Below are 23,115 nucleotides of genomic sequence, written 5' to 3' on the forward strand. Positions count from 1 at the left end.
TCGGAGCCGCCGCCCTCTGAACGACGAACGACGCCGTGGGGGGCGCGCCGGCCGTTTACGAATGGATCGCCCGGCAGGACGACCGATCCGCGTGCCCCAGCGTCAGCAAAAGGCATGCCAGCCCGATGCGTGGCGGAAATTCGTGGGTTTGCCACCCCGGCAGTCCCGGCGCGGGACATGGACTGTCAGATCAGTACCGTATTGAGACGCCACCATTCGGGCCGCGCCGCAGCCACCGCCGCATCACGCGCAACCTCGCTTTCGAACAAGGCGAAGCAGGTCGCCCCCGATCCCGACATTCGCGCCAGCATCACGCCCGGCTGGCGGGCCAGCAGCGCCAACGCCTCGGCCACTTCCGGCACCAGCGCCCTGGCCGGCGGTTCCAGATCGTTGCGCCCGGCGAGCGCCGCCGCCAGCGGGTCGCCGTCCCCCAGCCCGCCCCGATCCTTTCCATCCCAGCCGCGGAACACCGGTCCGGTGGGGCAGGCGATACCCGGATTGACCAGCAACAGCGGCATGCCCGCGAGCCCTTCCCCATCCATCATCGTCAACCGGTCACCGCGACCATCGGCCCACGCCGTCCGGCTGACGAGGCAGGCGGGCACATCCGCCCCCAATCCGGCCGCGATCTCGCCCAGCCGCGCATCCTCCACCGGCAGCGCCCACAGCCTACAGAGCGCCCGCAACGCCGCGCCGGCATCTGCCGATCCGCCGCCGATCCCCGACGCGACCGGCAATCTTTTGTCCAACCGGATCGCCGCCCCCGCTTCCACGGCAAAGGCCGCCTGCAACGCCCGCGCGGCGCGCATCACCAGATTGGTGTCGCTATCCTCGCCCTCCAGCGCCGCCGCATAGGGTCCGACAATCTCGAACGTCAGTTCATCGGCCGGCGCCACGCGCAGTTCGTCACCGTCGCGGGCAAAGGCGAAGATCGTCTCGATCGCATGATAGCCGTCCGCCTCCCGCGCGCGAACATGCAGCGCGAGGTTGATCTTGGCGTGACCGGTCTCGACGATCGCGGTCAGGGCGCGGCCACTTCCGGGGCCCACCCCATATCGATCTTGGTGGCGATGCGCTGCGCGTCCTTGGCGTCGGCGTGGACGAGTGCGGCGCGCCAGGCGAAGCGCGCCTCCAGTTTCCGCCCGGCGGTCCAGTAAGCGTCGCCGAGATGCTCGTTGATCGTCGGCTCGCCCGGCTCGCCGATCACCGCACGCTCCAGCAATTCGATCGCCTTGGGCAGGTCACCCCGCACATAATGCGTCCAGCCGAGCGAATCCGTGATCGCCGAATCCTCTGGCCTCAGCTTGCTTGCCCGCTCGATCAGCGATTGCGCCTCGGCGAGATTTTCGCGCCGCTCGAGTTGCGCATAGCCGAGATAGTTGAGCACCACCGCCTCTTCGGGGGCGAGCTTCACCGATTCCTCCAGCACGGGCCGCGCCGCCGCCCAGTCGCCCGCTTCGTGCAGCGCACTGCCCAACAGCAGCAGCAGCGTCCAGCGGGACCCATCCTCGGGCCGCGCCTCGGACAGGGTGAGTGCGTTGCGATAGGCCGCCGCCGCGTCCGCGGGACGGTCGAGATCGCTATAGAGGCCGCCGACACGGGTCCAGTCGGCCGGCTCGACCTCGCGGCCGCGGGTGGCGACAAGCGCTTCCTCCAACGCCGTCTCACGGTCGCCCTGCTTGACGAGCAATTCCATCCGCTGCCCGCGCGCCGCCTCGGCCATCGGGTCTTTGCGCCGCACATTCGCCAGCACGTCTAACGCGGCGCCATAATATTCTTCGGACGTCAGCAGCTCGCTCGTCACCAGCCAGGTTTCGGCATGCTTGGGCGCCAGGAAGGTGCCCAGCCGCGCGAAAGTGAGCGCGATCGGCGTTACCCGCTCCCGGTTGATGTCCACCGCCACGCGGGTGAACAGTTCGGCGATGCCCTCCGCCGCGGTCGATACGGGCGGCGGCAGCGATTTGCGCTGCTCGATCCGTTCGCGTGCCACCGTCAGCAGCGGATCCGCGCCGGCGAGCAGCCCCAGCGCCGACTGGCGATCGCCCGATTTCACCAGAGCGGAGGCGCCGGCCATCCGCAGGCGCAACGCACCGCGGCCATCCGGGCTGATCAGCGTCCGCACGGCGGTAATGCCATCGTCCCGCTGGCCGGTCGCGATCAGCAGCAGCGCGCGATGCTCGGCCGCATAGGCCGCCGCAATCCCGCCGATCCGCCGCGCCTGGCCCAGCGGCTCCAGCGGATCGCCCTTGCCCGTCCCGCGAACGACCCACGCCCGCAGCACCGGCACGGTGAATGCGAACACCTCGTCCCGCTCGATCCGATCAATGATGCTGTTGGCGGCAATCCAGTCCTTCGCCTGCACCGCCTCGGTCAGCAGCAGCATCCAGCCATCTGGTGGCAGATTGTCGCTGGCTTCCAGCACATCGGCTGCGCGTAGCGCCAGCGCGCGATCGCCCGCCATCATCGCCTGGCGATAGGCGCGCGTCGCGATCAGTGGGTCGTCGGGCGCCGCCGCCAGTGCCGCGCCATATCCGGCGGCCGCCGCAGCCGTCATTCCCGCCGCATCGGCCGCCCTGGCACGCACATAATGCTGGATCGGCGTCAGCGTATCGGCCGGCGGCGGCGCTGCCGCCTGCGCTGGCGTACCGGCAACTGCCAGAGCGATCAGGGCAGCGGCGGTCTGACGAAGCGACGTCATGCGATCCTCATATTGGCCGGATGCCCGGCGAGTCTGGATCAGCATAGGCGCTCATCCGCGGATTTCGATGCTTTTTCGATCAAAGCAATCTGAACTGATCACCTTGCGGTGGCCTGAACAGATCGCAGCGCAGGTCGATCCGCTCGTTGCCGACACCATATCGACGGCAGGCGAGTCGAAAGCGCGTGCGGATCAATTCCGCCCATGCGCCCTGCCCCTTCATCCGCGTGTGAAAATCAGGGTCGTTGTCGCGTCCGCCGCGGATGTCGCGGATCATCGCCATCACCTTGCCGGCGCGATCGGGGAAATGCTCGTCCAGCCAGGCCCGGAACAAGGGCGCCACCTCATGCGGCAGGCGGACGGGGATGAAGAAACAGCCGATCGCCCCGGCATCCGCCGCCGCCTCAATGATATGTTCGATCTCATGGTCGGTGATCGCCGGGATCACGGGCGCGATCGAAACATAGGTGGGCACGCCAGCCGCGCGCAGCGCCCGTACCGCCGCCAGCCGCCGTTCGGGCCGCGGCGCACGCGGCTCCACCGTCCGCGCCGTCTCGGGCGTCAGCGACGTCACCGAAATCGCCACGGCCGCCAAACCCTTCGCCGCCATGGGGCCAAGAATGTCCATATCGCGCACCACCCGATCGGATTTGGTGGTGATGGTCAGCGGATGATCGCACTCCGCCAGCACCTCCAGTATGCCGCGCGTGATCCGCCATTCGCCCTCGATCGGCTGATAGGGGTCGGTATTGGTACCCAGCGCCATCGGCCGCACCTGATAGCCCGGCTTCATCAGTTCCTTGCGCAGCAGGTCCGCCGCATCGGGCTTGGCGAACAATCGCGACTCGAAATCCACGCCCGGCGAAAGATCGTGGAACGCGTGCGTCGGCCGTGCGAAACAATAGATGCAGCCATGCTCGCACCCCCGATAGGGGTTGATCGACCGGTCGAAACCAATGTCGGGCGACGCGTTGCGGCTGATGATCGTCTTCGGCCGCTCGACCGTCACCGTTGTGCGAAGCTTTTGCGGCGCGCCATCGATCTCGTCGCGCGCATCCAGCCAGTCGCCATCCTCGGCCCGCGCCGGCAGGTTGAACCGGCTGCTGGCCTGATTGAGCGTTGCGCCGCGGTCGGGACGATCTGCAACCATCCCTCATGATATTCCGCTTACCGGAACATATCAAGAACATCTTGACGACGCCGCTTATGGGTTCATGCTGTCCGCAACAAGGGAGAGGGATGGCATGATGCGTGGTGCGTTATGGCGTGGCGTGGCTGTGGGGTTGCTGCTGACGAGCGCCCCCGCAATCGCCGCCGCGCCAAAGGTCGCTCCGCGGCCCGGCGGCATTCCGGCCAGCCTTAACGGCGACAATCTCGATGCCTTCGTCGCCGTGCTCCAGGATGCCGGTTACCGCGCGAAGCTGAAGGCCAATCCGGAGGGGCAACGCTATATCGACAGCGCAGCCAATGGCGTTCCCTTCTCGCTCACCTTCACCGATTGCGACGGCGAAAGCGGATGCAAGGGCGTGCGCTTCCTCGCCTGGTGGCCTCGCCCGGCGGCGGTCGACGCCAAGGCCGTCAACGAATGGAATGATGGCTACAAGCTGGCCCGCGCCGCGATCGACGCCGACGATGATCTCGTGCTCGATTATTATATCTCACTGGTGGGTGGCGTGGCTGCGGCCAACTTTCTCGACAGCTTCGATTGGTGGACGGTGCTGGTCGGCGATTTCCGCGACTTCCTCGATACCAAACAGGCCGAGGTGAAGCCCGCCAAGCCGGACGATCGCAAGGGCGTCAGCGCTGTCGACGAGGATTTTTCAGGCTGAAATTCTGAAATGAACATCATGGGGACGCCGTCTGGGCGCCCCCATGATGCCGTCGTTCTGCGTGGGGCAGCTTACGACATCTGCATCCGCTTTTGCGGCCGTCGGCGCATCGATGCGCCGACGACGCCGAAACCGACGAGCATCATTGCCCATGTGGCAGGTTCGGGAACCGGCGTGTTGGCGCCGGGGCTGACCGAATTGGTCAGGAACTCGACACGCAGCCCGGTCGGGTTGCCGCTTGCCTGCGCGAAGTTGGTGACGTTGAACGACAGCGTGTTCACGCCTTCGACAAAGGCATCGGATACCGATGCGAAATCGGTCCAGCTGTCATAGGTGCCACCTGATCCCGTGATTTCCTGGCCATTGAGCAGGATCGACGTCACCCTATTGTCCGCAGCGAAGCGGCCGGTGAAGTTCGCCGTGGTCAGGTCGAAGCCGGTCAGGTCGAAATCCAGCGTATAGCTGTAGAGTCCGTCCTCATCCGGATCGAAGTCTGCATTGCCCTGCGGACGTGGCGTCAGCCATTGCGACGTATCGTCATTCGCGATCCAGTTGCTGTAGATCGGCGATCCGGTGAAGGCGTGGCCGCCCAGGCCGCCCGAATTATCCCAATGGAGATCGGCACCATTGCCCGGCTTCGCTCCGCCGCCGGCGCCCCATTCGTCGCCGCCGTTTTGTACGCCGGTATTATAGAGGCCGAGGATGACGGCAGCCTGCGCCGGCAGGATATTGGCCGTGGATGCGGCAAGAAGTGCCGCGAGACCCAAATTCATTTTTTTCATGGCTTCCTCCAGAAGGGACTGAACCCCGCGGCGGAACGCCCTGTGTTGGGAAAGGTGCCTGCGCGTTTTTGGCATTGGTCGCTGTCGGCAGGCATTTCACCGCGATATGGTTAACACACGCGATGAGCTGCGGAACGAAACGCAAGCAACATGAATGGAACTTTGAAAGTTTGCCCGATCAAATAACCAGATAACGCACCGAAAATATCAAAATCGCGCCGAAGAATGTTCAGAAAACTTGCCCAGATTCCGTTTCGCACCAAAAACAACACCCGCAATATAGGGATTCACCGCCGCGCAAACTCCTGCGGCGACATGCCCGTGCGGCGGCGGAAGGCGGTCGAAAAGCTCGACGGGCTGGAAAAGCCGAGCAGATAGGCGATTTCCTTCAGCTGGCGATCGCCCGCCCGGATCAGCGCCTCGGCCCGCGCCTGCCGCGAATCCTCCACCGCGTCGGAAAGCGTGGTGCCCGTCGATGCCCGCCACGCGCGCGAAAGATGCCGCGGGCTCAGCCGCACCAGCGATGCCAGTTCGCTCACGGTGGGCGGCGGCATGTCCCGCTCGGCAATCCGCTCACGCAGACGGTTGAGCTGCCAACCGGCCAGCCCGCCTTTCGACAGATCCTCGTCGATCGTGTCCAGCCGCGCGAAGCCGCGCGCCAGATCGACCGCCAGCAAGGTCGTCAGCCCATCCAGCAGGAAGGCGCTCGCCATCCCCGGCTGGCTGATCTCCTGCGCGATCCGCCGGATCGATCCGATCACCTCGGGCTGGCGCACGTCCATCAACGCGCGCTGCACTTCCGGGTCGGATGGATCGACGTTCAGATCCGGCCCGTCTTCGCCTGCCGCGTGGAAGGCGATGCGCAGGAAGGTCTGGTCGCCCCCCATCCCGCGGGTCTGCAACCTTGTATCGGCCGGCTGGAACAACAGGTCGCCCAGCGGCAGGAAGTCCGCCCCCGCATAATCGCGATAGCGGCCTTCCTTATGCCCGTGCGGCTGGGAAAGGTTCAGGCTGATCGTCGGCCTTTTCTCGGCCAGCGTCACCTCGAACGGCGTCGGCCACTGAATGCGGCACAGGTCGATCGCGGCGGATGGCGTATCCGCCCGGCTCGCAATCCTCCAGTCCGCGCCCATTCGCCCTGCTACTGCCTCACTCCACGATCCGGCGGTTGCTCTCGCCCCAGAAGGCGGTCATCCGCACGATCAGTCCGTCATCGTCGAATTCCATCACGTCGAGCGTCTCGATCTCGACCTTGACGGGGTAATTCACCGGCTTGGCTATATAGGCAACCGCGCCGTAACGGCCAACTATGCGCGCCGCGCAGTCGAACGTCATCAATATGCCGCCCTGCATCGCGTCGAAACCCGCCTGGAAAAAAGCGCCGATCTCCGCATGTCCGCGCTTCTCGCCGGTGCCGATCGGGTCCTCGATAACGGCGTTCGGATGGAACAGCGCGAGCACGCCCTTCAGATCGGCATCGCCCATGCGCTTGCCATAGGTTTCCATCACCTGCCGGATATGGTCCGCGCCCGGCCCTTCAGTCGGCGCCTGGATGAAATCGCTCGTCGAAGCCTCGGCCATCTGCTGGTCCTCTCCAAAAATCCCGTCATCCCGGCGCAGGCCGGGATCGCCTCGTTCTTGGCCCAATCCCCGTCCGGCCGACATCGCCGCATCTGCTGGAATCCGGCAATCGCTTCAGCGGGATTGCGGAAATCTCAGCGAACGGACGATCACCGATTGGCTGGCCGTCGCCATCAGCGTGCCATCTTCGGCGAACAGCAGCATCTGGCCGTGGCCGAAGCCATCGGCGACGCCATGGATGCGAATGTCGCACAGCACCCATTCGGTCTCCGCAAGGCCGGTGAAGCGGATGCAATTGTCGAGGCTGTTGACCGCGACATCGCCCTTGCCGTCGGACAGTGCATTGCCGATCGATGCCGGCACGAAATCGGCCATGATCGCCAGCATCGGCCGGTCGATAGGCCCGCCGCCCGCACCCGGCTCGCCGGTCGGGCGCATCCACAGCACCATATGGCCGGCCTCGTCGCCGGTCGCGTCCCAGCCCTTGGCGATGCGGACGTCCATGCGGGAATACATGTCGTCCGGCGCGATATCCCAGCGCAGCGGAAGCCGCGGGCAATCCTGTGGTTTGGGCACGAAGCTCGGGCTCGCAAACTGGCGCCGCACCGCCCCCGGCCGGGCACCGAGCGAGAGCCCCGCCCCCACCACCTGCCGCCCATCGACCTTCGCCGTCGCACGCGCCTGGCTGGTATGATGCCCCTCGACCAGCGGCGTCACCTCGAACGCGACGGTCGAGCCGCGCGGCGCATAGTTGAGATATTGCGTGGTCGCCCAAACGACGGCGCGCCCCGTCGTCCGCTCCGCCGCCTCGATCGTCGCGCCCAGGCCGACGCCGCCGAACATGAAGGACGTGTCGGGCGGCCCCACCGAAAGCCACGGCGCGACATCGAGCATCCAGATATTGGCGGCGGGGCCCGCCTCGAGCGTGAAGAATCCCGCCATCCCGGCCTCAAGCGCCCTTCAGCGCGAACTTTTGCACCTTGCCCGATGCGTTGAGCGGCAGGCTCGCCACCACCTCCACGCTGCGCGGCGCCTTGTAATTCGCCATGTTCGCCTTGGCCCAGGCGCAGATTTCCGCCGGATCGGGATGCGCCCCCGCCACCGGAATGACGAACGCCTTGCCGACTTCGCCCATCCGCTCGTCGGGCACGCCGATCACCGCGGCGAGCGCCACATCGGGGTGCTTCTGCAGGATCTTCTCGATCTCCGCCGGATAGCAGTTGAACCCGCCGGAGATATACATGTCCTTCATCCGGTCGGTGATGACGAGCCGCCCGTCATCGACGAACTTGCCGACGTCGCCCGTATGCAGCCAGCCATCCGCGTCGATCGCCTCTGCGGTCCCCTTCGGATCCTCGAAATAGCCGATCATCACGTTGAAGCCGCGAACCTGCACCTCGCCTTCCTCGCCCTGGGGCAGCACATTGCCCTCGGCATCGGCGATCCGCACCTCGATGCCGGGGATCGGCTTGCCGCAGGTCGTCGCCACCACCTCGGCCGGGTCATGCGCGTCGGACAGCGATACCGTGCCGCAGGTCTCGGTCAGGCCATAGCCGGTCAGCACCGTCTCAATGCCGATATCCTTGCGCATCCGCTCGATCAGCGCCGGCGGGATCGACGCCGCCCCGGTAATCGACAGGCGCAGCGAGGAAAGGTCCGCATCGCCGATGTCGGTCGCCAGGATCGTCTGGAAGATCGCCGGCGGCCCCGGCAGCATCGTGATCCTGTGCAAGGATATCAGCTCGACCAGCTTCGCCACGTCGAGATTGGCCAGCGGATAGATCGTCGCGCCCGTCATCAGGCACGGCAACCAGCCGGCCTTGTAGCCGAAGCTGTGGAAGAACGGGTTGACGATCAGATAGCGATCCGTGTCGTTCAGCCCGACCGAATTGGTCCAGCTCCGATAGGTCCGGCAGGTCTGGCCATGGCCGCTGATCACGCCCTTGGGGTCGCCCGTCGTTCCGGAAGTAAACATGATGTCGGCGGCATCGTCGGCGGACACTGCCAGCGCGCGCGCCTCCGTCTCCGCATCGGGCTTCGCCTCGGTCAGGAAGGCATCCCATTCCGGCCCGAAGGTGATGATCCGCTCGACATGCGGCAGATCCTGCTCGGCCAGCATCGCGCGGTAATCATTGCCGACAAAGCTGTCGACAACCATCACCCAGCGGGCGCGGCTGCGGTTGAGGATGAACGCCGCTTCGCCGCCCTTCAACCGGGTGTTGAGCGGCACGACGACGCAGCCCGCCGCCTGCGCGCCGACGCAGCCGACAATCCAGTCGAGCCGGTTGGGCGCCCAGATCGCGACGCGATCGCCTTTCTCCAGCCCGGCAGCCGCAAAGCCCGCCGCCGCGCGCAATATGGCGTCCCACAGTCCGGAAAAGCTGATCGTCCGATCGCCATCGACGATCGCCGCCTTGTCGCCGAATCGGGCCGCGGCCTCGCGCGCAACGCCCGGTATCGTCTCCATGCCTCTTCTCTCCCAGCCTCTTCCCGATATGCGTAGGCCATATCGCCATTCACTACGCATATTGCTTGTTGCCTGTCTCAGCGCTTCATCTATCGTGATTCCGTTGTCAACAAAACCCGAATGCGAATGGGAGAGTGAATTGGCCGAGCGGCGTCTGCGTTTCGATGACAAGATCGTGCTGGTGACGGGCGGAAGCCGCGGCATCGGCCGCGATATCGTGGAGGCTTTTGCCGAGGTCGGCGCCAAGGTCATCACCTGCGGCCGCACGCCCCCAACCGACGAGATTCCCGCGACCTTCCATGCCTGCGACGTGCGAAAGGCGGATCAGGTCGAAGCCCTGCTCGATGCGATCGGCGCAGAGCATGGCCATGTCGATGTGGTCATCAACAATGCCGGCGGCTCGCCCCAGGTTGATGCCGCGACGGCGAGCCCGCGTTTCTCCGAATCGATCATCGCATTGAACCTCCTCGCCCCGCTCCATGTCAGCCGCGCGGCGCACCAATGGCTGATGAAAGCGCCCGGCCAGGGGTCGATCGTCAACATCGCCAGCGTCTCGGCGATCCGCCCCTCCCCCGGCACCGCCGCTTATGCCGCCGCCAAGACAGGGTTGCTCGGCCTCACGCGCAGCCTCGCACAGGAATGGGCGCCCAAGATCCGCGTCAACGCGATCATCGCTGGTCTTATCGGCACCGAGGATGCGGCCGCCACCTACGGATCAGAGGACATCCAGAACCGGATCATCGCCAACCAGCCGATCGGCCGGCTCGGCACGGGCGAAGATATCGCTTCCGCCTGCCTGTTCATGGCCTCGGACCATGCCGGTTACGTCAATGGCGCAGCGTGGGAAGTCGATGGCGGCGGTGAAGTCCCGCCTTTCTTCTCGATCCTCAAGGCCAATGGTCTTGTCTAGAGCGGGAGCCGCCGGATTGACCCACGCCACTCCGTTTGTGTCGAGCGAAGTCGAGGCATGCTTCCTTCTAGCGAAGGCGAGAAGCCCTCGGCTGCGCTCGGTCAATCCCTCGACTTCGCTCGGGACAAACGGGTGAGTGCAATGGCATCGTCGTCCAAGGTCCGCATCGCCGCGCTCAACCATGTCGGCCTCACGGTCGCCGATCTCGATCGCTCGATCGCCTTCTACACCGGCATTTTCGATGTGAAGGTGGAAGGCCCGTGGGATCGCACCGGCCCCGGCGTCGGCAAGGTGACGGGTTATCCCGGCTGCTCGGTGCGGCAGGCCTTCCTCAATTTCGGGCGGACGGACCAGCTCCTCGAACTGCTGGAATATACCAATGGCGGCGTGGTGGTGGACCCAGCCAATGGCAATGCCGGCGCCGCGCATTTCGCCGTCGTGGTGGACGATGTTGACGCCATCTATGCCGATCTGTCGGCCAAGGGGCACAGCTTCGTCTCACCGCCGATCACCACCTCGCCCAACCCGCTTTTCTGGGGCCGCGTCACCTATCTGATCGATCCCGATGGCTTCCGCATCGAACTCTATCAGCCGCTGGAGGCATGAACGGGGCTTGGCGGGAGCGGTGCTCCACCATAAAGTGAATGCGATTCATTGAGGATCGCACATACCCCTTCACGTCATCCCAGCGAAAGCTGGGATCTCAGGCGGCTCATGCCCCGGCAGAAACCACGAGATCCCAGCTTTTGCTGGGATGACGAAAGAAAGGGGAGATGAGGAAGAGGACAGCCACTTGAACCCCGCCGATTTCCGTCTCGATCCCGCCGATGAATATCCGCATCCCGCAGGCCCGGAGCGCAATTTCAACGAGAGCGTCTACGTCAACGCCTTCGACGACGGCACCGGCGTCGGCGGCTGGATGCGTCTCGGCAACCGCGTCAACGAAGGCCGCGCCGAGCTGTCGGTCTGCCTCTATCTGCCTGACGGCCGCATCGCCGTGCGCTTCAGCCGCCCCCGCATCGACACCAATGATGCCTTCGATGCCGGCGGGCTGCGCTTCGACGTGATCCACCCGATGCGCCGGCTAAACGCGGCTTATGAAGGCGACGTCTTCATCGTCACCAATCCTGACGATCTGCGCCATCCCGAAACGCTTTTCGCTCAGGCCCCCCGCCTGTCCTGCAAGGTGGAATGGCGCCTCGACACCATCTCGCCCCAGCATGGTGGCGAGCCGGTGCGCCATGACGTCCAGACCATGTATGGCCGCGATTTCTCGCTTGGCCATTTCAACCAGCATATCCATGCTTCCGGCCACATCACCATCGGCGACGAGCATTTCCCCATATCCGGTCATGGCTGGCGCGATCATAGCTGGGGGCCGCGCTGGTGGACCAACATCATCTGGTATCGGCTGTTCCTCGCCGCCTTCCCCGACGGCCGCGGCTTCATGATCCACCGCATCGCCGGGGAGGATGGCCGCACGCGTCGTTCGGGCGTGCTGCTGATCGACGGCCATTATCACGAGATCACCGATTTCGACGCGATCACCGACTGGACGGACAAGCGCGATCCCACCTCGGTCCGCATTGTCGTTCGCACCGCAACCGGCCGCACCGCGGAGATCACTGGCGAGATCCTCTCACTCGCCCCCTTGCGCAACCGGCGGGAAGAAAATGGCCGCGAACTTCTGAGCCGCATTGCCGAAGGCCACACCCGTTTCACCTGGGACGGCGTCGTCGGCTACGGCATGACCGAATATATCGAGCGCGTGGCCGAGGATGGCAGCCTTGCCGGCTTCCCTCTCTGATCCTCAAGCCGCGCTGACCGATGCCGTCCGTCGTCGCTTCGGCAGCGGGACGACGGTGGACAATGTCGTCCAGGCGACGCTCGGCGGCTCCAACCGCACGCTTTTGTTCGATCTGGTCGAAGGATCGGCGCGGCGCCGTCTGGTTTCGCGGGAAGAGACCTTCAGCGGCGAAACCAACCCCTTCCTGTCGCCCGCACAGCAGTTCCGCATCATGGCTCATGTCCATGAAGCGGGCGTGCCGGTGCCCGAACCGATCTTCGAATATGATGGCGAGGACGCACTCGGCCCCGGTTTCGTAACCGCCTTCGTGGCCGGTGAAACACTGCCCCGCCGGCTGCTGGAACGCGAGGACCGCACGGCGATCCTCCGCCAGCTCGCCGAGGCGCTGGTCAGGCTCCACGCTTTGCCGGCCGGCCAAGATGATCCGGCCCACCCCCTCGCTTTCCTCAACTCCATCCCAGAATCCGGCGATCCCGTCGCCGCCATGCGCCTGCGCATCGACTCGCTCGACGAGCCCCACCCCGCGCTCGAACTCGGCTTGCGCTGGCTGGAAACCCATCGCCCGCCCGAACGCCCCCGCTCGATCGTCCATGGCGATTTCCGCAACGGCAATTTCATGGTCGGCGAACAGGGTCTCGCCGCGCTGCTCGATTGGGAATGCACCCATCTCGGGTCAGGGGTGGAAGATCTCGGCTGGCTCTGCACCCGATCGTGGCGCTTCGGGCAGGAGGCGCGTCACGCCGGCGGCTTCGGCACCCGCGAAGACGTGATTGCGGCTTATGCGGCGGCGGGCGGCCCGCGCCTCGACGCCGACGAAATCCGCTGGTGGGAACGCTACGGCCTTGTCCGCTGGGCGATGTATAACATCCTCCAGGCCCATGGCTTCGAACGCGGCCGCCGTTCGCCGGCCTATGCCGTCTGCGGTCGCAATACGGCGCTGATGGAATATGATCTGCTGATGACGCTCAAGGGGAGCTATGATTGATGGTCGGCGCACGCTTACGCCGTTACCCCTCCACTATCGTCATCCCAGCGAATGCTGGGATCTCGTCGTTATGATGCGGAACAGCAGCCAAGCGATGCCAGCCTGCGCTGGCATGACGAGCGTGGGTAAGAGAGATCAATAATGCGCCACTACCGCCCCTCCACCGCCGATCTAATCGGCACCGTCAGCGAATTCCTCCGCAACCTCGGTCCGAAACTCGATAGCGGCGATCGCTACCAGTCGCTCGTCTGCACCCATATTCTCGGCATGGTCGAACGCGAATTGCGCGGAGAACCGCTGACAGATCAGGACGAAGCCGCGCTCGCCGCCGCCATTCGCGCGGGCGATCATGACGGCGATTGGGACGAAATCTTCTCCGCCGTGCTTGACCGCACTGTCGCGCGCGTCGCACTCGCCAAGCCTGATCATCTTGCCCCGGAGCATCGCCCCGCATGACCGCCACGACAAGCCAGCGCGTCACCCTTGAGATTGCCGACGGCGTGGCTCGCCTGAGCCTTGCCAATCCCGGCCGCCGCAATGCGATCGACCTCGCCTTCCTCAAGGATTTTGCCGCCGCGGCGCTCGACATCCAGTCCGACGCCTCGGTTCGCGTCATCGTCATGCGTGCGGACGGGCCGGTTTTTTCCGTGGGTGGCGATCTGGCCGAAATGGTCGCCAATCGCGATCGTGCCGAGCGCCATGTCCTCGAAATGGCGTCGACCTTCCATCTCGGCATCGAACGGCTCCAGCTTTCGCCCGCGCCTTTGATCGTGGCATTGGGCGGCACGGCCGCGGGCGGCGGCTTCAGCCTCGTGCTGGGCGCGGATCTCGTGATCGCCGGTCAATCGGCCAAGCTCGTCTCCGCTTATCTCAATTCGGGTCTCACCCCGGATGGCGGCGCGACCTATTTCCTGCCACGCCTCGTCGGGCGGCAGAAAGCTTTCGAGATTATGGCCCTGAGCCCCGTACTTACGGCGCAGGATGCGCTGGCGCTCGGCCTCGTCACCCGCGTCGTCGACGATGCAGCGCTCGATGAGGAAGTGATGCGGGTCGCCACCAAGCTCGCCGCATTGCCGTCCGATGCGCTTTCGGTTCTCAAGCGCCAGCTTCACGCCAGCCCGGCCAATGGCCTGGCCGACCAGCTCGCGATCGAAGCCGGCGGCATCGCCCGCGCGGCGGGGCGGCCGGAGGTTCAGGCCGCGCTCGATGCCTTTTTCGCCAAGGCCAAATGACGAATATCCTTTCGGCTGAGGATCTGGCGGACCTGTCCGTCCTCTTCACCTTGCCGGAAGAATTCGGGCCCGGAAGCGACCGGCCTTATCTGGCCTTCGCCCTCGCGGACGCAGATCCTTCGCTCGCCGATCGGCTGCGCCTGCTCCCCTGTCCGGTGATCGGCATCGGCGCCGGCCCGCTCGCCCCCGCGTGCGATGTCGTACTCGCCGATGCGCACGATCTTCCCCCCATCGACCGCAACGTCCGGGCAACTCCGCTCGCCGCAATGATCCTCGTCCAGCATCTGCGCGCCAGCGAACATCTCGACATGGCGTCCGCGCTGACGGCGGAAAGCCTCGCTTATGCCACGGTTCAGCAAGGCCCTGAGTTCAAACGGCAATCCTTCTACCGTTTCCAACCCACTCCCAACAGCGAACCCCATGTCGAAATCCACGGCACCGAATCCAGTCTAAACCTGACGCTGAACCGCCCCGCCAGCTTGAACGCCATCAACGTCGCGATGCGCGATGCCCTCTCCGAAGCCCTCGACATCGCCCTCGCCGATTCCGATGCTCCCTCGGTCCATATCGCCAGCACCGGCCGCTGCTTCTCGTCAGGCGGCGAAGTCTCCGAATTCGGCCTCGCCAGCGATCCCGCCACCGCCCATTGGGTCCGCACGCTCCGCCTCCCCGCCCGCCGTCTCGCGCAACTGGCCGATCGGCTGACGGTGCATGTCCAGGGCGGCGCGATCGGCGCCGGGATCGAGATGGCGGCCTTCGCCCACCGCCTCACCTGCACGCCCAACGCCTGGTTCCATCTGCCCGAACTGAAATACGGCCTGATCCCCGGCGCCGGCGGCACGGTCAGCCTGCCGCGCCGCATCGGCCGCCAGCGAACCGCTTATATGGCGCTATCGATGCGCCGCATCCCCGCCGCGACCGCGCTCGAATGGGGATTGGTCGACGCCATCGCGTCATAGACCAGATCGCCCCCCACGATCGTCGCGCGCACCGCTACCCCCGCCAGATCGCGCCGCGCCTCCGCCCATGGGCGATCGATCAAGCAGAGGTCGGCGATCTCCCCCACCGCCACACGCCGCAATGGCCCACCGGGATCGCCCGCCGATCCGGTGAACAGCGCCAGCGCCTGTTCCGGCGTCACGGCCTCCTCCGGCCCCAACCCTTCCGGCCGCGCGACCGCAGCCGCCATGGCCGCCCAAGGATCGATCCCGCCGAACGGCGCGTCGCTCCCCGCCGCCACCCGGATGCCCGCATCCAGCAGCGATCGCAGCGGATAGAGGAAGGGCCGGTCGGCCGACTCCACCTCGGTCAGATAAACAACCCCACGTTCGGCGATGAAATGCGGCTGGGTGACGACCGTCAGCCCCAGCCGCGCGATCCATTCGCGGACATGCGGCGGCGCCACCCCACAATGCTCGATCCGGTCGTCCCGATCCGCGCCCGCCGCCTCGATCGCCGCCAGCACCAGCATCAGTTCGGCCAGAGTCACGCAATGCGCCGCAACCGGCCGGCCGGCTTCATGGGCTCCAGCAACTTCGGCGGCGAGGGCATCCAACCCCGGCAGGTCATGATCGTGATAATGGAGCTTCAGCGCACCGACGCCCTCCAGTCCATCGAGCGAGCGTCGTCCCATCACCAGCAACCGCTGCGGCAGGCCCGCCGTCCGATAGCGCGCCAGATCCTCCGGCCCGTTGCGCGGCGTCACCTCGGTCAGCCCGGTCACGCCACGCCGGGCGAGCGTGGCGCCGACCGTCCGCAGATCAGGAGGATCGAGCGGCAGGCGTTCGCGCAGCCAGGCATCACCGTCGATCAGCCGTCCATCCTCGGGCCCGCCGCCCAGCACCTCTATCGCCCGGCTGTTGAGCACCCACATCCGCCCGCCGCGATGCTGGATACGGATGCGCCGATCAGGGCCGTGGACATCCAGCCATTCGCGGTCGATCCGGCCGATGCTGTCATGATAGCCGATACCCCGCAGCCAGCCGTCGCCCACCGCATCCCCCAGCGCCTCGGCCAGCGCATCGAGCGACATCACCTGCGGCGGCCCACAGCGGAGCGAGGCCATCGCCGCCGCGGTGGCGTTCAGATGGATATGATGATCGTGGAGCCCCGGCAGCAGCGCGCCGCCCCGCGCATCGAGCACCATCTCCCCCGGCGCGGCGACAAGATCTGGTGCGATCTCCGCAATTGTGCCCGCCACAAGCCGCACATCGACGAGCGCACCATCCACTTCCGCGCGCCGGATCAGCATTCGCCCAGCACCTTGATCGTATCCGCCCCGAGCGGCCGTGCAGATGCCATCGCCCGTCGCAGCGGGTAGAGCGGCGCCGTGTCGCGCTCGGCCAGTGCCCGCCATTCCGCCAGCCCCTCGCGATCCACGGTCCCCATACCGATCGCGTAAGCGACGGTCCGGGCAAGGGACAATGCGATCAACCCACCCTCACCCTTGCGCCACGCGGCCAGTGCGGCGAGCGCAACATGAAGCCCGGTCAGCGGATCGGCGATCGCGTCGCCGGCGAACATCGCCTCGTGCCAGCCGGCCGCCATCACAGAGGCGAGGCCCGCCGCCACCGCGGCATCGTCGCCGAATCCGACCCTTTCCGCCGCCGGCCCTTCGCGTCCATGGCCCGTGATCGAGATCCAGATCTTGCCGGCAGCCACCGCCGCTTCGGCATCCACGCCTAGTTGTGCAAGAGCGCGCGGGCGCGATCCCTCAATGACGATATCCGCCCGATCGATCAGCCGCAGCAGCGCGTCGCGCCCCTCGGCCGTGCGGAAATCCAGCGCCACACTTTCCTTGCCGCCGTTCAGCAGATCGAAAAAGCCGGCATGGCCGCGCCGCGCCCCATCGGGACGCGACAGGCTTTCTACCTTGATCACCCGCGCACCTGCCATGCCAAGCAGCGAAGCCGCCAACGGCCCGGCCCATAAGGGCGCGAGATCCACGACCAAAGGCGAAGCGCCGCTTGGCCGCGCAACGGATGCGCCGGATCGTTCGAACCAATTTCTTGGCGCAGCAACCGTCCTATCGAGAGCGATCGGCAAACCCAGCTCAATTCCACGATCGACCAACTCCGTCGCCGAGCCATTGCTGGCGGCCGCAGCAATCGCATTCCAGTCGGCCGCCTCAGCTTCCAGCCAGGCCGGCAGCAAATCCCAGTCGTCATCCCGCGCCAGGCTCAGCGCAAAGCGGCCATCCGCGGCATCGATCAACCGGCATGTCCCATTGGCCGAGACGCGCCCCCCACGTTTAAGCTCCATCAACCGCGCTCGCTCACCCAGCAGGAGCGCACCGCTCGATGGTAGCTTAGCTCCCGGTGCCAATGCGGAAAAGGCGAGCAACGCGGCATCCGCGGCGATGGTCAGCGGAGCAGGACAAACCAAGGACGGCCCATCCGGCCGCCCGGTCACGTCCATCAATCCCGCGCGCCGCCATCCGAGCGCGGGATGATCGCCCTCGCCTGTCACCTCCGCCGCGCAGCCGAGATCGGCAAGCAGCATGCGGGCACGTTCACTGGCGGAGAAACAAAGTTCAGACACTATCACATCATGCCCGCTGGCCGGGCCGGAAGCGAGCCTAGTTGCGGCCCACGCCATCCGCCCAGGCGATAAGCCGCCGGTACATGCGGTCGGCATCGGGCGCCACGAAGACATGATGGCCGGATGTCGGCACCACATAGAGCGTGAAATCCGGGCAGTTCAGATAGTCGCGCGGCAGCAGGTGCGGCGGCCCCGTCATGTCGCGATCGCCGACCGAAAGGAACACCGGCACGTCGAGTTCGCCCAGTTCCTTCGCGACATTGCCCGGCAGCATCGCGTGCATGCCGACATTGGCGAGCACTCGATCCATCACCCCCCGCAACGCACGACCGGCCGGCGTGTCCTTATCGTGCACCGGCGCCGGCAGATAAGGCTCATCTCCAAAACGCGCGCGGGCGAATTCGACGATGCGGGAGCGCCCGCCATCAGGCTCCAGAACTGCGGCGCGATGCGTGTCGTCCATATATTCCGGCAGGCCGACCGTGCCGAAGCACAGGAGCAGCATCGCATCGAAATCACGGGTGGCGGACTGGTGGACCACGCCAACCATCGCGCCCGCCGAATGGCCGGTGCCGATCGCCGGAATGTTGTCGATAGCCGGCAGGCCCGCGATCGCACCCGACGCCAGCAACGCCCTGAACTGCGCCAGCGCGCGGACATTGGCTTCCGCTACCGCCTCGGTCGTCAACGAATAACCGTCCGCCGGACGCGTGCTCTCGCCCACCCCCACCGGATCGATCGCAACGACGATGTGCCCGGCAGCGGTCAGCGCCGCCGCCAGGCTGAACCCCTCGTCATGGGGCGTCTGCGGGTCGTGGAGGTCATAATAGCCGCGCGACACGCCGCCCCCCGGCACGCACCAGAACAGCAGCGGCCGGCTCGCCAGCCGATCCGGCACATGCACGTCGATCGCGAGCGTGATCGGCTCCCCGCCCGCGACGAGCGCACCGACATCCAGCCGCAACGCACTCACGCGGCGCGCACCGGCATCATGGGCGACGAGCGCGCTCACAGGCCGAGGATCGCGCCCGCCACGCCCGAGGCGCAGAACACGGTCTCGACATTCTTCACCTGGTTGGCCGCCGTGCCGCGCAACTGCCGCACCGCTTCGGTGATGTTGTTCATGCCGTGGATATAGGCCTCGCCCATCAACCCTCCATTGGGGCTGAGCGGCGATTTTCCGTCCAGGTTCATGTGGCCGTCGCGGATATAATCCTTGGCCTCGCCGGGCTTGCAGTAACCAAAAGCCTCGGTCTGTCGGAGGATCTGCGGTGTGAAATTGTCGTAGATCATCGCGACATTGGTATCGCGCGGTGCGAGGCCGGCGGCCTGCGTCAGCCGCTCGCGTACCCGTTCGGACATGGCGAGCTCGGTCAGGTCGCCCTCATAATAATCCGACACGATCTCATGATTCTTGAGATAGGCATATTCGGCGCCGAGGATGCGGGCCGGCTTGTTCTTCGTGTCGCGGGCACGGTCCATCCGGGTGATGACGAGCGCGACGCCGCCATCCGATTCCTGGCAGCAATCGAGGAGATGTAGCCAGGGCGCGACGATCCACTTGGAATTCTGGTGATCCTCCAGCGTGATCGGCTTGCCATAGAACCAGGCATCGGGATTGGTCGCGGCATTGCTGCGCAACAGCACCGCGATATGGCCAAGGTCTTCCGACGTCACGCCATAGCGGTTCATGTACGGCCCGCAGGACAAGGCTTCCCACACCGCCGGCGCCTGCGCGCCATAGGCCATGCACCATTCGAAGAAGGTGCTGCTCTTGCCGCTCGGGAAGATCTGCAAATTGGGCTGGCCGAAGCGATAGGCGGAACGCTCGTTCATTGCGCGCCACACCACCATCACATCGCAGATGCCCGCCTCAACCGCCTTCTTGGCGTGGACGATCGTCGTCACCGACGATGCACCGCCCTGCGGCGTGCGGAGCGTATATTTGATCTCCTTGCAGCCGAGATTGCGGGTCAGGTCCACCTCGTCCGAATTGTCGAGATCGAAGGTGATGCAGCCGTCCACCTCGCTCGGATAGATGCCGGCGTCATCGAGCGCCTTCTTTACCGCTTCGGCCATGAGCTGCTGCTCGGACCGACCGGAGTTGCGCGAAAATTCAGTCTGGCCGATGCCGACGATGGCGGCCTGGCTATTCCGGTCGACCATCGTCAGGCCTCCTTGGCGGGACGGAAGATGGGGATGTTTTGGCCGCTCTTGGTGGTGGTGTAGGCTACCTCCACCTTCATGCCGTAACGCATGTCGCGGGGATCGACGCCTTCGATATTGGATACGTAGCGCGGCCCCTCCTCGGTCTCGACCAGCACCACGATCGGCGGCGTCTCAAAGCCGATGGCCGGCGGATGGATCGGCATCACCCAGCTTATGATCGTGCCGCGGCCGGACAGGTCATGATCGCGCTGATCCATGCTGAAGCATTCCGGGCAAATCGCGCGGGGCGGGTGCCACAGCCGTTCGCAGCCGCCGCATTTCTGCGCGATGAAGCGCTTTTCATCGGCCGCCTTCCAGAAACGCGCACCATCGACCGTCATGATCGGATCGGGGCGATTGGGATTGGGATTGATCTCGCTCATCTGGCCCCCCTTATTGCCACGGGCTCTTCATCTGCTTCTGCGTCGCACGCGGCGGATCGCAAGCGATCGCGCCGTCGCCGGCGAGTTCGTCGATGGCCGCTTCGTCATAACCAAGCGTCGCCAGGATCGCGGCGGTGTCCTTGCCGACGATCAGCGGCGGCCCCTGGATCACGCCGGGCGTGCCGGACAGTTCGTAGGTCAGGCCCACCTGCTCCAGCTTGCCGACCGCCGGATCATGATATTCGGCCGTCCACTTGCGCTGCTTGAAGACCGGATTGTCGAACAGACGTAACGAGGCGGTGTCGTCCGAAAGCTCGGCCGGAACCCCAGCCGACGCCAGTGCCGCCAGCGCATCCGCGGCCGACCGGCCGGCGAAGAAGCCCGTCGCATCACCACCGACCAGCCCATCGAACGCAGACTTCGCTGCATCGTCCACGGCCGCGACCTGCACCCAGCCATCCTTGGCCTCGTAAAGCCGGTAATGCGCGGAAAAGCCCGTCTGCTCCTTGTCGAGCCGCGGCCTCGATACGGCGGCGCCATCAGGCTTCGCCACGGCGTAGCTGGTGTTCAGCAGGCAGGCGTTGACGATCGATGTGTCGACGAACTGGCCCTTGCCCGTGCGCTCGCGATCGGCCAGCGCGTTGAGGATGCCGATCGCCGACAGGAAGCCATTGCCGGTGTCGCCGAGCGACGAAAGCGCCCAGATCGGCTTGCCGCCGGCATGGACCGCGCCATCCTCATGCTGCACCCCGGCAAGGCAGGCGCCGGTCTGGTCGTTGCCCGGCAGGCCCATGCGCGGCCCCTTCTCGAAGCCGCGCGTGTGGCAATAGATCAGCCGCGGAAATTCCTTCGACAGCGTCTCATAATCGAGCCCGAGCCGCTGGGCGGCGTCGTAGCGCATATTGTGCTGCACCACGTCGGCGCTGGCGATCAGTTCCTTCAGGATGGCCATCGCCTTGGGATGCTTGAGCATCAGCGCGATCGAGCTTTTGCCGCGATTGGCGACATAGGCGATGTGGTTCTTGTGCCAATAGGTATCCCACAGCGCGTTGATCTTGATGACCTCCGCGCCGAGATCGGCGAGCAACTGGCAGCCGAACGGGCCGGCAATGGCGAGGCCGAGATCGAGCACGCGGATGCCCTTGAGCGGCGCATCCCCCGCGGCTTTTCCATTCGCAGCCTTGACCGGATCGGGCAGCGCCGCAGCTTCCGCCTTCACCGCCGCCGTATCGGCGCCGCGCGGCCGGGCGGGCCCCTGCACCTGCCCCTGGCTGTTGCTCAGCCGATAGGTGATGCCGACCTGGTTGATCGGCCCCAGTTCCGGGTCATCGACGGTCGTCACGCAGCGATCGTCGATCAGCAGCGGATCGGTCAGCGCTTCTTCGAGCGGCCGGCATTCCTGCATCGTCATTTCAGCGACGCGCGCGGCCTCCACCCATTCGGCCGCGCTGAACTTGGAAATCGCGTCCTGCAGGATCGGCTGGTAATGCGCCATCACCAGCAATTCTTCCGGCCCGATGCCGAAGCGGTCGGGATCGTTCTGGACGGTGAGGTCCGGCGAGGCGTTGAGCGTATCGCCCGCCGACGCACCGAGGATGAAGCGCGGATTGGGCACCCAATTATGGACCCAACGCCCGTCCTTGCACTGGAAATGGCCCTTGGGCGATTTGGAGCTCAGGATCCAGGTGTTGAAGCCCGGCGCGTCCGGCTCCTCCATCCGCTGCCACACGCCAGAAGCACAGGCCATCGCGCCCTGCTGCAGCGAGGTGCGCACCCGCTGGCCCCGCCCCGTCTTTTCGCGTGCAAACAGCGCCGCTGCGATACCCGTCGAAGCCGAGAAGAAGGCGCCCAGCGACGGCCAGGGCGATGAGACGAACAGCGGCCCTTCACGGTTGGCGCCCTGCACCCAATCCGGATCGATATCGACCGCATCGACGAAGGGATTCTCGCGACCGGTCATGTGCCAGACCGCGCCTTCGGGATAGCCGCGCTGCTCATATTGCAGCCCCACGCGCGCGGCGACCAGCGCGTCATAGCCCTTGCGATCCTGGTCGGGCGTGCCTTCGCCATAGGCGCTGATCGAACAATAGATCAGCTTCGGATTGATCGCCGCCAGCGTCTCATAATCCACCCCCAGCCGCTCAGTGACGCCCGGCGCGAAGCTTTCGACCAGGATGTCCGCGTCAGCCGCGAGCTTCAGGAACAAGGCATGATCGCCCGCATCCTTGAGATCGAGCACGGCACTCCTTTTGCCGCGATTCCACACCTTGTATCCCAGCATGTGCGCGAAGGGATCACCGGCCGGTCGCTCGATCCGGGTTACCTGCGCGCCATGGTCGGCCAGCAGCATCGCCGTCATCGGCCCCGCGATTCCCCAGGACAGATCGAGCACCTTCAAGCCGTCGAGAACGCCGGACATAAGCTCTCCTATCGCAGGCTTGACCGTGCCCGCCTTTTAACTGAATCCAATTCAGCTTGAATGACGCAGCCTGTCAACACCGAATGCTGAATGCCGCTAAAATCGCGTCCCTCACTCCGCACACAGCGTCATTTTTGCGCATTTAATGACCATATGCGCACTGACACCGCAATTTTGGTGACGAAGAACGCTTGAAATGCGCACTGCCCGCCGATAGAGCCGATGGCATGGAACGCCGCCCAGAGCGCGGCGGCGAGAGAGGAGTGTTGGGGGC

General features: G+C 65.7%; 22 protein-coding genes. 8 read left to right on the forward strand and 14 right to left on the reverse strand.

Annotated elements, in window-relative coordinates; all coding sequences use genetic code 11:
• Window positions 1-185: 185 nt before the first annotated feature.
• From ACFB49_RS07620 to ACFB49_RS07630, 3 genes are read right to left on the reverse strand one after another with little or no spacing between them, the layout of a single operon-like run.
• The gene (locus tag ACFB49_RS07620) at window positions 186-1,049 is read right to left on the reverse strand and encodes a 4-(cytidine 5'-diphospho)-2-C-methyl-D-erythritol kinase (protein ID WP_380878014.1); all 864 of its coding nucleotides are present in this window, start codon (window positions 1,047-1,049) and stop codon (window positions 186-188) included.
• Window positions 1,022-2,743 (reverse strand): tetratricopeptide repeat protein, encoded by a 1,722-nt coding sequence (locus tag ACFB49_RS07625; protein ID WP_380878017.1) that lies wholly within the window; start codon window positions 2,741-2,743, stop codon window positions 1,022-1,024. The genes ACFB49_RS07620 and ACFB49_RS07625 overlap by 28 nt, the downstream gene beginning before the upstream one ends.
• Window positions 2,744-2,777: 34 nt before the next feature.
• Complete coding sequence (locus ACFB49_RS07630) at window positions 2,778-3,848, reverse strand: PA0069 family radical SAM protein (RefSeq protein ID WP_380878019.1); 1,071 nt, start codon at window positions 3,846-3,848, stop codon at window positions 2,778-2,780.
• A 94-nt stretch (window positions 3,849-3,942) separates the two neighbouring features.
• Here ACFB49_RS07630 and ACFB49_RS07635 point away from each other — a divergent pair, with 94 nt between their 5' ends.
• A complete protein-coding gene (locus ACFB49_RS07635; RefSeq protein WP_380878022.1) occupies window positions 3,943-4,527 on the forward strand; it encodes a YbjN domain-containing protein in 585 nt (194 codons plus the stop codon).
• Window positions 4,528-4,598: 71 nt separating this feature from the next.
• On the opposite strand, the gene ACFB49_RS07640 is transcribed toward ACFB49_RS07635, so the two are convergent.
• The 5 genes from ACFB49_RS07640 to ACFB49_RS07660 form a co-directional block, all read right to left on the reverse strand.
• A complete protein-coding gene (locus ACFB49_RS07640) occupies window positions 4,599-5,309 on the reverse strand; it encodes a PEPxxWA-CTERM sorting domain-containing protein (protein ID WP_380878025.1) in 711 nt (236 codons plus the stop codon).
• 287 nt (window positions 5,310-5,596) lie between these two features.
• Window positions 5,597-6,442 carry a helix-turn-helix transcriptional regulator gene (locus ACFB49_RS07645; protein WP_380878028.1) on the reverse strand — a complete coding sequence of 282 codons (846 nt, stop codon included), beginning with the start codon at window positions 6,440-6,442 and terminating at the stop codon, window positions 5,597-5,599.
• Window positions 6,443-6,458: 16 nt separating this feature from the next.
• On the reverse strand, window positions 6,459-6,890 hold the full coding sequence (locus ACFB49_RS07650) for a nuclear transport factor 2 family protein (RefSeq protein WP_380878031.1): 432 nt from the start codon (window positions 6,888-6,890) through the stop codon (window positions 6,459-6,461).
• Between the two features lie 114 nt (window positions 6,891-7,004).
• Entirely contained in the window at window positions 7,005-7,832 is an 828-nt protein-coding gene (locus tag ACFB49_RS07655; protein ID WP_380878034.1) for an acyl-CoA thioesterase, read from the reverse strand.
• A 7-nt stretch (window positions 7,833-7,839) separates the two neighbouring features.
• Window positions 7,840-9,357 (reverse strand): FadD3 family acyl-CoA ligase, encoded by a 1,518-nt coding sequence (locus tag ACFB49_RS07660; protein WP_380878036.1) that lies wholly within the window; start codon window positions 9,355-9,357, stop codon window positions 7,840-7,842.
• Window positions 9,358-9,496: 139 nt separating this feature from the next.
• On the opposite strand from ACFB49_RS07660, the gene ACFB49_RS07665 reads away from it, so the two are divergent.
• The 7 genes from ACFB49_RS07665 to ACFB49_RS07695 all read left to right on the forward strand — a co-directional run bounded on the left by ACFB49_RS07665 (window position 9,497) and on the right by ACFB49_RS07695 (window position 15,250).
• Window positions 9,497-10,267 (forward strand): SDR family oxidoreductase, encoded by a 771-nt coding sequence (locus ACFB49_RS07665; RefSeq protein ID WP_380878039.1) that lies wholly within the window; start codon window positions 9,497-9,499, stop codon window positions 10,265-10,267.
• Window positions 10,268-10,408: 141 nt separating this feature from the next.
• Window positions 10,409-10,873 (forward strand): VOC family protein, encoded by a 465-nt coding sequence (locus ACFB49_RS07670; RefSeq protein ID WP_380879887.1) that lies wholly within the window; start codon window positions 10,409-10,411, stop codon window positions 10,871-10,873.
• A 187-nt stretch (window positions 10,874-11,060) separates the two neighbouring features.
• Window positions 11,061-12,074 carry a hypothetical protein gene (locus tag ACFB49_RS07675; protein WP_380878042.1) on the forward strand — a complete coding sequence of 338 codons (1,014 nt, stop codon included), beginning with the start codon at window positions 11,061-11,063 and terminating at the stop codon, window positions 12,072-12,074.
• A complete protein-coding gene (locus ACFB49_RS07680; RefSeq protein WP_380878044.1) occupies window positions 12,055-13,059 on the forward strand; it encodes a phosphotransferase family protein in 1,005 nt (334 codons plus the stop codon). Before ACFB49_RS07675 ends, ACFB49_RS07680 begins: the two co-directional genes overlap by 20 nt.
• Before the next feature lie 141 nt (window positions 13,060-13,200).
• Window positions 13,201-13,515, forward strand: coding sequence for a DUF6285 domain-containing protein (locus ACFB49_RS07685; RefSeq protein ID WP_380878046.1), 315 nt, complete (start codon window positions 13,201-13,203; stop codon window positions 13,513-13,515).
• A complete protein-coding gene (locus ACFB49_RS07690) occupies window positions 13,512-14,291 on the forward strand; it encodes an enoyl-CoA hydratase/isomerase family protein (RefSeq protein WP_380878048.1) in 780 nt (259 codons plus the stop codon). The genes ACFB49_RS07685 and ACFB49_RS07690 overlap by 4 nt, the downstream gene beginning before the upstream one ends.
• A complete protein-coding gene (locus ACFB49_RS07695) occupies window positions 14,288-15,250 on the forward strand; it encodes an enoyl-CoA hydratase/isomerase family protein (RefSeq protein WP_380878051.1) in 963 nt (320 codons plus the stop codon). The genes ACFB49_RS07690 and ACFB49_RS07695 overlap by 4 nt, the downstream gene beginning before the upstream one ends.
• Here the strand turns inward: ACFB49_RS07695 and ACFB49_RS07700 are convergent.
• The 6 genes from ACFB49_RS07700 to ACFB49_RS07725 are packed head-to-tail and all read right to left on the reverse strand — an operon-like array spanning window position 15,172 to window position 22,841.
• Window positions 15,172-16,542 carry an amidohydrolase family protein gene (locus ACFB49_RS07700; RefSeq protein WP_380878053.1) on the reverse strand — a complete coding sequence of 457 codons (1,371 nt, stop codon included), beginning with the start codon at window positions 16,540-16,542 and terminating at the stop codon, window positions 15,172-15,174. The two genes, ACFB49_RS07695 and ACFB49_RS07700, sit on opposite strands and share 79 nt — an antisense overlap.
• Window positions 16,536-17,831, reverse strand: coding sequence for a CoA transferase (locus tag ACFB49_RS07705; RefSeq protein WP_380878056.1), 1,296 nt, complete (start codon window positions 17,829-17,831; stop codon window positions 16,536-16,538). The genes ACFB49_RS07700 and ACFB49_RS07705 overlap by 7 nt, the downstream gene beginning before the upstream one ends.
• Before the next feature lie 37 nt (window positions 17,832-17,868).
• Complete coding sequence (locus tag ACFB49_RS07710; protein WP_380878059.1) at window positions 17,869-18,843, reverse strand: alpha/beta hydrolase; 975 nt, start codon at window positions 18,841-18,843, stop codon at window positions 17,869-17,871.
• Window positions 18,840-19,997 (reverse strand): lipid-transfer protein, encoded by a 1,158-nt coding sequence (locus tag ACFB49_RS07715; RefSeq protein ID WP_380878062.1) that lies wholly within the window; start codon window positions 19,995-19,997, stop codon window positions 18,840-18,842. The genes ACFB49_RS07710 and ACFB49_RS07715 overlap by 4 nt, the downstream gene beginning before the upstream one ends.
• A gap of 2 nt (window positions 19,998-19,999) precedes the next feature.
• Window positions 20,000-20,422: a Zn-ribbon domain-containing OB-fold protein gene (locus tag ACFB49_RS07720; protein ID WP_380878064.1), complete on the reverse strand. Its 423-nt coding sequence runs from the start codon at window positions 20,420-20,422 to the stop codon at window positions 20,000-20,002.
• 10 nt (window positions 20,423-20,432) lie between these two features.
• The gene (locus ACFB49_RS07725; protein ID WP_380878066.1) at window positions 20,433-22,841 is read right to left on the reverse strand and encodes a CaiB/BaiF CoA transferase family protein; all 2,409 of its coding nucleotides are present in this window, start codon (window positions 22,839-22,841) and stop codon (window positions 20,433-20,435) included.
• Window positions 22,842-23,115 lie beyond the last annotated feature (274 nt).

The organism is Sphingomonas sp. DBB INV C78 (genome assembly GCF_042693015.1).
Classification (GTDB): Bacteria; Pseudomonadota; Alphaproteobacteria; order Sphingomonadales; family Sphingomonadaceae; genus Sphingomonas_E.

Excerpts from the sequence above, each read along its gene's own strand:
- ACFB49_RS07635 (WP_380878022.1), top strand. The coding sequence starts at position 3,943 with ATGATGCGTGGTGCGTTATGGCGTGGCGTGGCTGTGGGGTTGCTGCTG.
- ACFB49_RS07655 (WP_380878034.1), bottom strand. The coding sequence starts at position 7,832 with ATGGCGGGATTCTTCACGCTCGAGGCGGGCCCCGCCGCCAATATCTGG.
- ACFB49_RS07630 (WP_380878019.1), bottom strand. The coding sequence starts at position 3,848 with ATGGTTGCAGATCGTCCCGACCGCGGCGCAACGCTCAATCAGGCCAGC.
- ACFB49_RS07720 (WP_380878064.1), bottom strand. The coding sequence starts at position 20,422 with ATGAGCGAGATCAATCCCAATCCCAATCGCCCCGATCCGATCATGACG.
- ACFB49_RS07670 (WP_380879887.1), top strand. The coding sequence starts at position 10,409 with ATGGCATCGTCGTCCAAGGTCCGCATCGCCGCGCTCAACCATGTCGGC.
- ACFB49_RS07690 (WP_380878048.1), top strand. The coding sequence starts at position 13,512 with ATGACCGCCACGACAAGCCAGCGCGTCACCCTTGAGATTGCCGACGGC.
- ACFB49_RS07660 (WP_380878036.1), bottom strand. The coding sequence starts at position 9,357 with ATGGAGACGATACCGGGCGTTGCGCGCGAGGCCGCGGCCCGATTCGGC.
- ACFB49_RS07625 (WP_380878017.1), bottom strand. The coding sequence starts at position 2,743 with ATGCTGATCCAGACTCGCCGGGCATCCGGCCAATATGAGGATCGCATG.
- ACFB49_RS07645 (WP_380878028.1), bottom strand. The coding sequence starts at position 6,442 with ATGGGCGCGGACTGGAGGATTGCGAGCCGGGCGGATACGCCATCCGCC.
- ACFB49_RS07725 (WP_380878066.1), bottom strand. The coding sequence starts at position 22,841 with ATGTCCGGCGTTCTCGACGGCTTGAAGGTGCTCGATCTGTCCTGGGGA.
- ACFB49_RS07700 (WP_380878053.1), bottom strand. The coding sequence starts at position 16,542 with ATGCTGATCCGGCGCGCGGAAGTGGATGGTGCGCTCGTCGATGTGCGG.
- ACFB49_RS07685 (WP_380878046.1), top strand. The coding sequence starts at position 13,201 with ATGCGCCACTACCGCCCCTCCACCGCCGATCTAATCGGCACCGTCAGC.
- ACFB49_RS07650 (WP_380878031.1), bottom strand. The coding sequence starts at position 6,890 with ATGGCCGAGGCTTCGACGAGCGATTTCATCCAGGCGCCGACTGAAGGG.
- ACFB49_RS07695 (WP_380878051.1), top strand. The coding sequence starts at position 14,288 with ATGACGAATATCCTTTCGGCTGAGGATCTGGCGGACCTGTCCGTCCTC.
- ACFB49_RS07640 (WP_380878025.1), bottom strand. The coding sequence starts at position 5,309 with ATGAAAAAAATGAATTTGGGTCTCGCGGCACTTCTTGCCGCATCCACG.
- ACFB49_RS07715 (WP_380878062.1), bottom strand. The coding sequence starts at position 19,997 with ATGGTCGACCGGAATAGCCAGGCCGCCATCGTCGGCATCGGCCAGACT.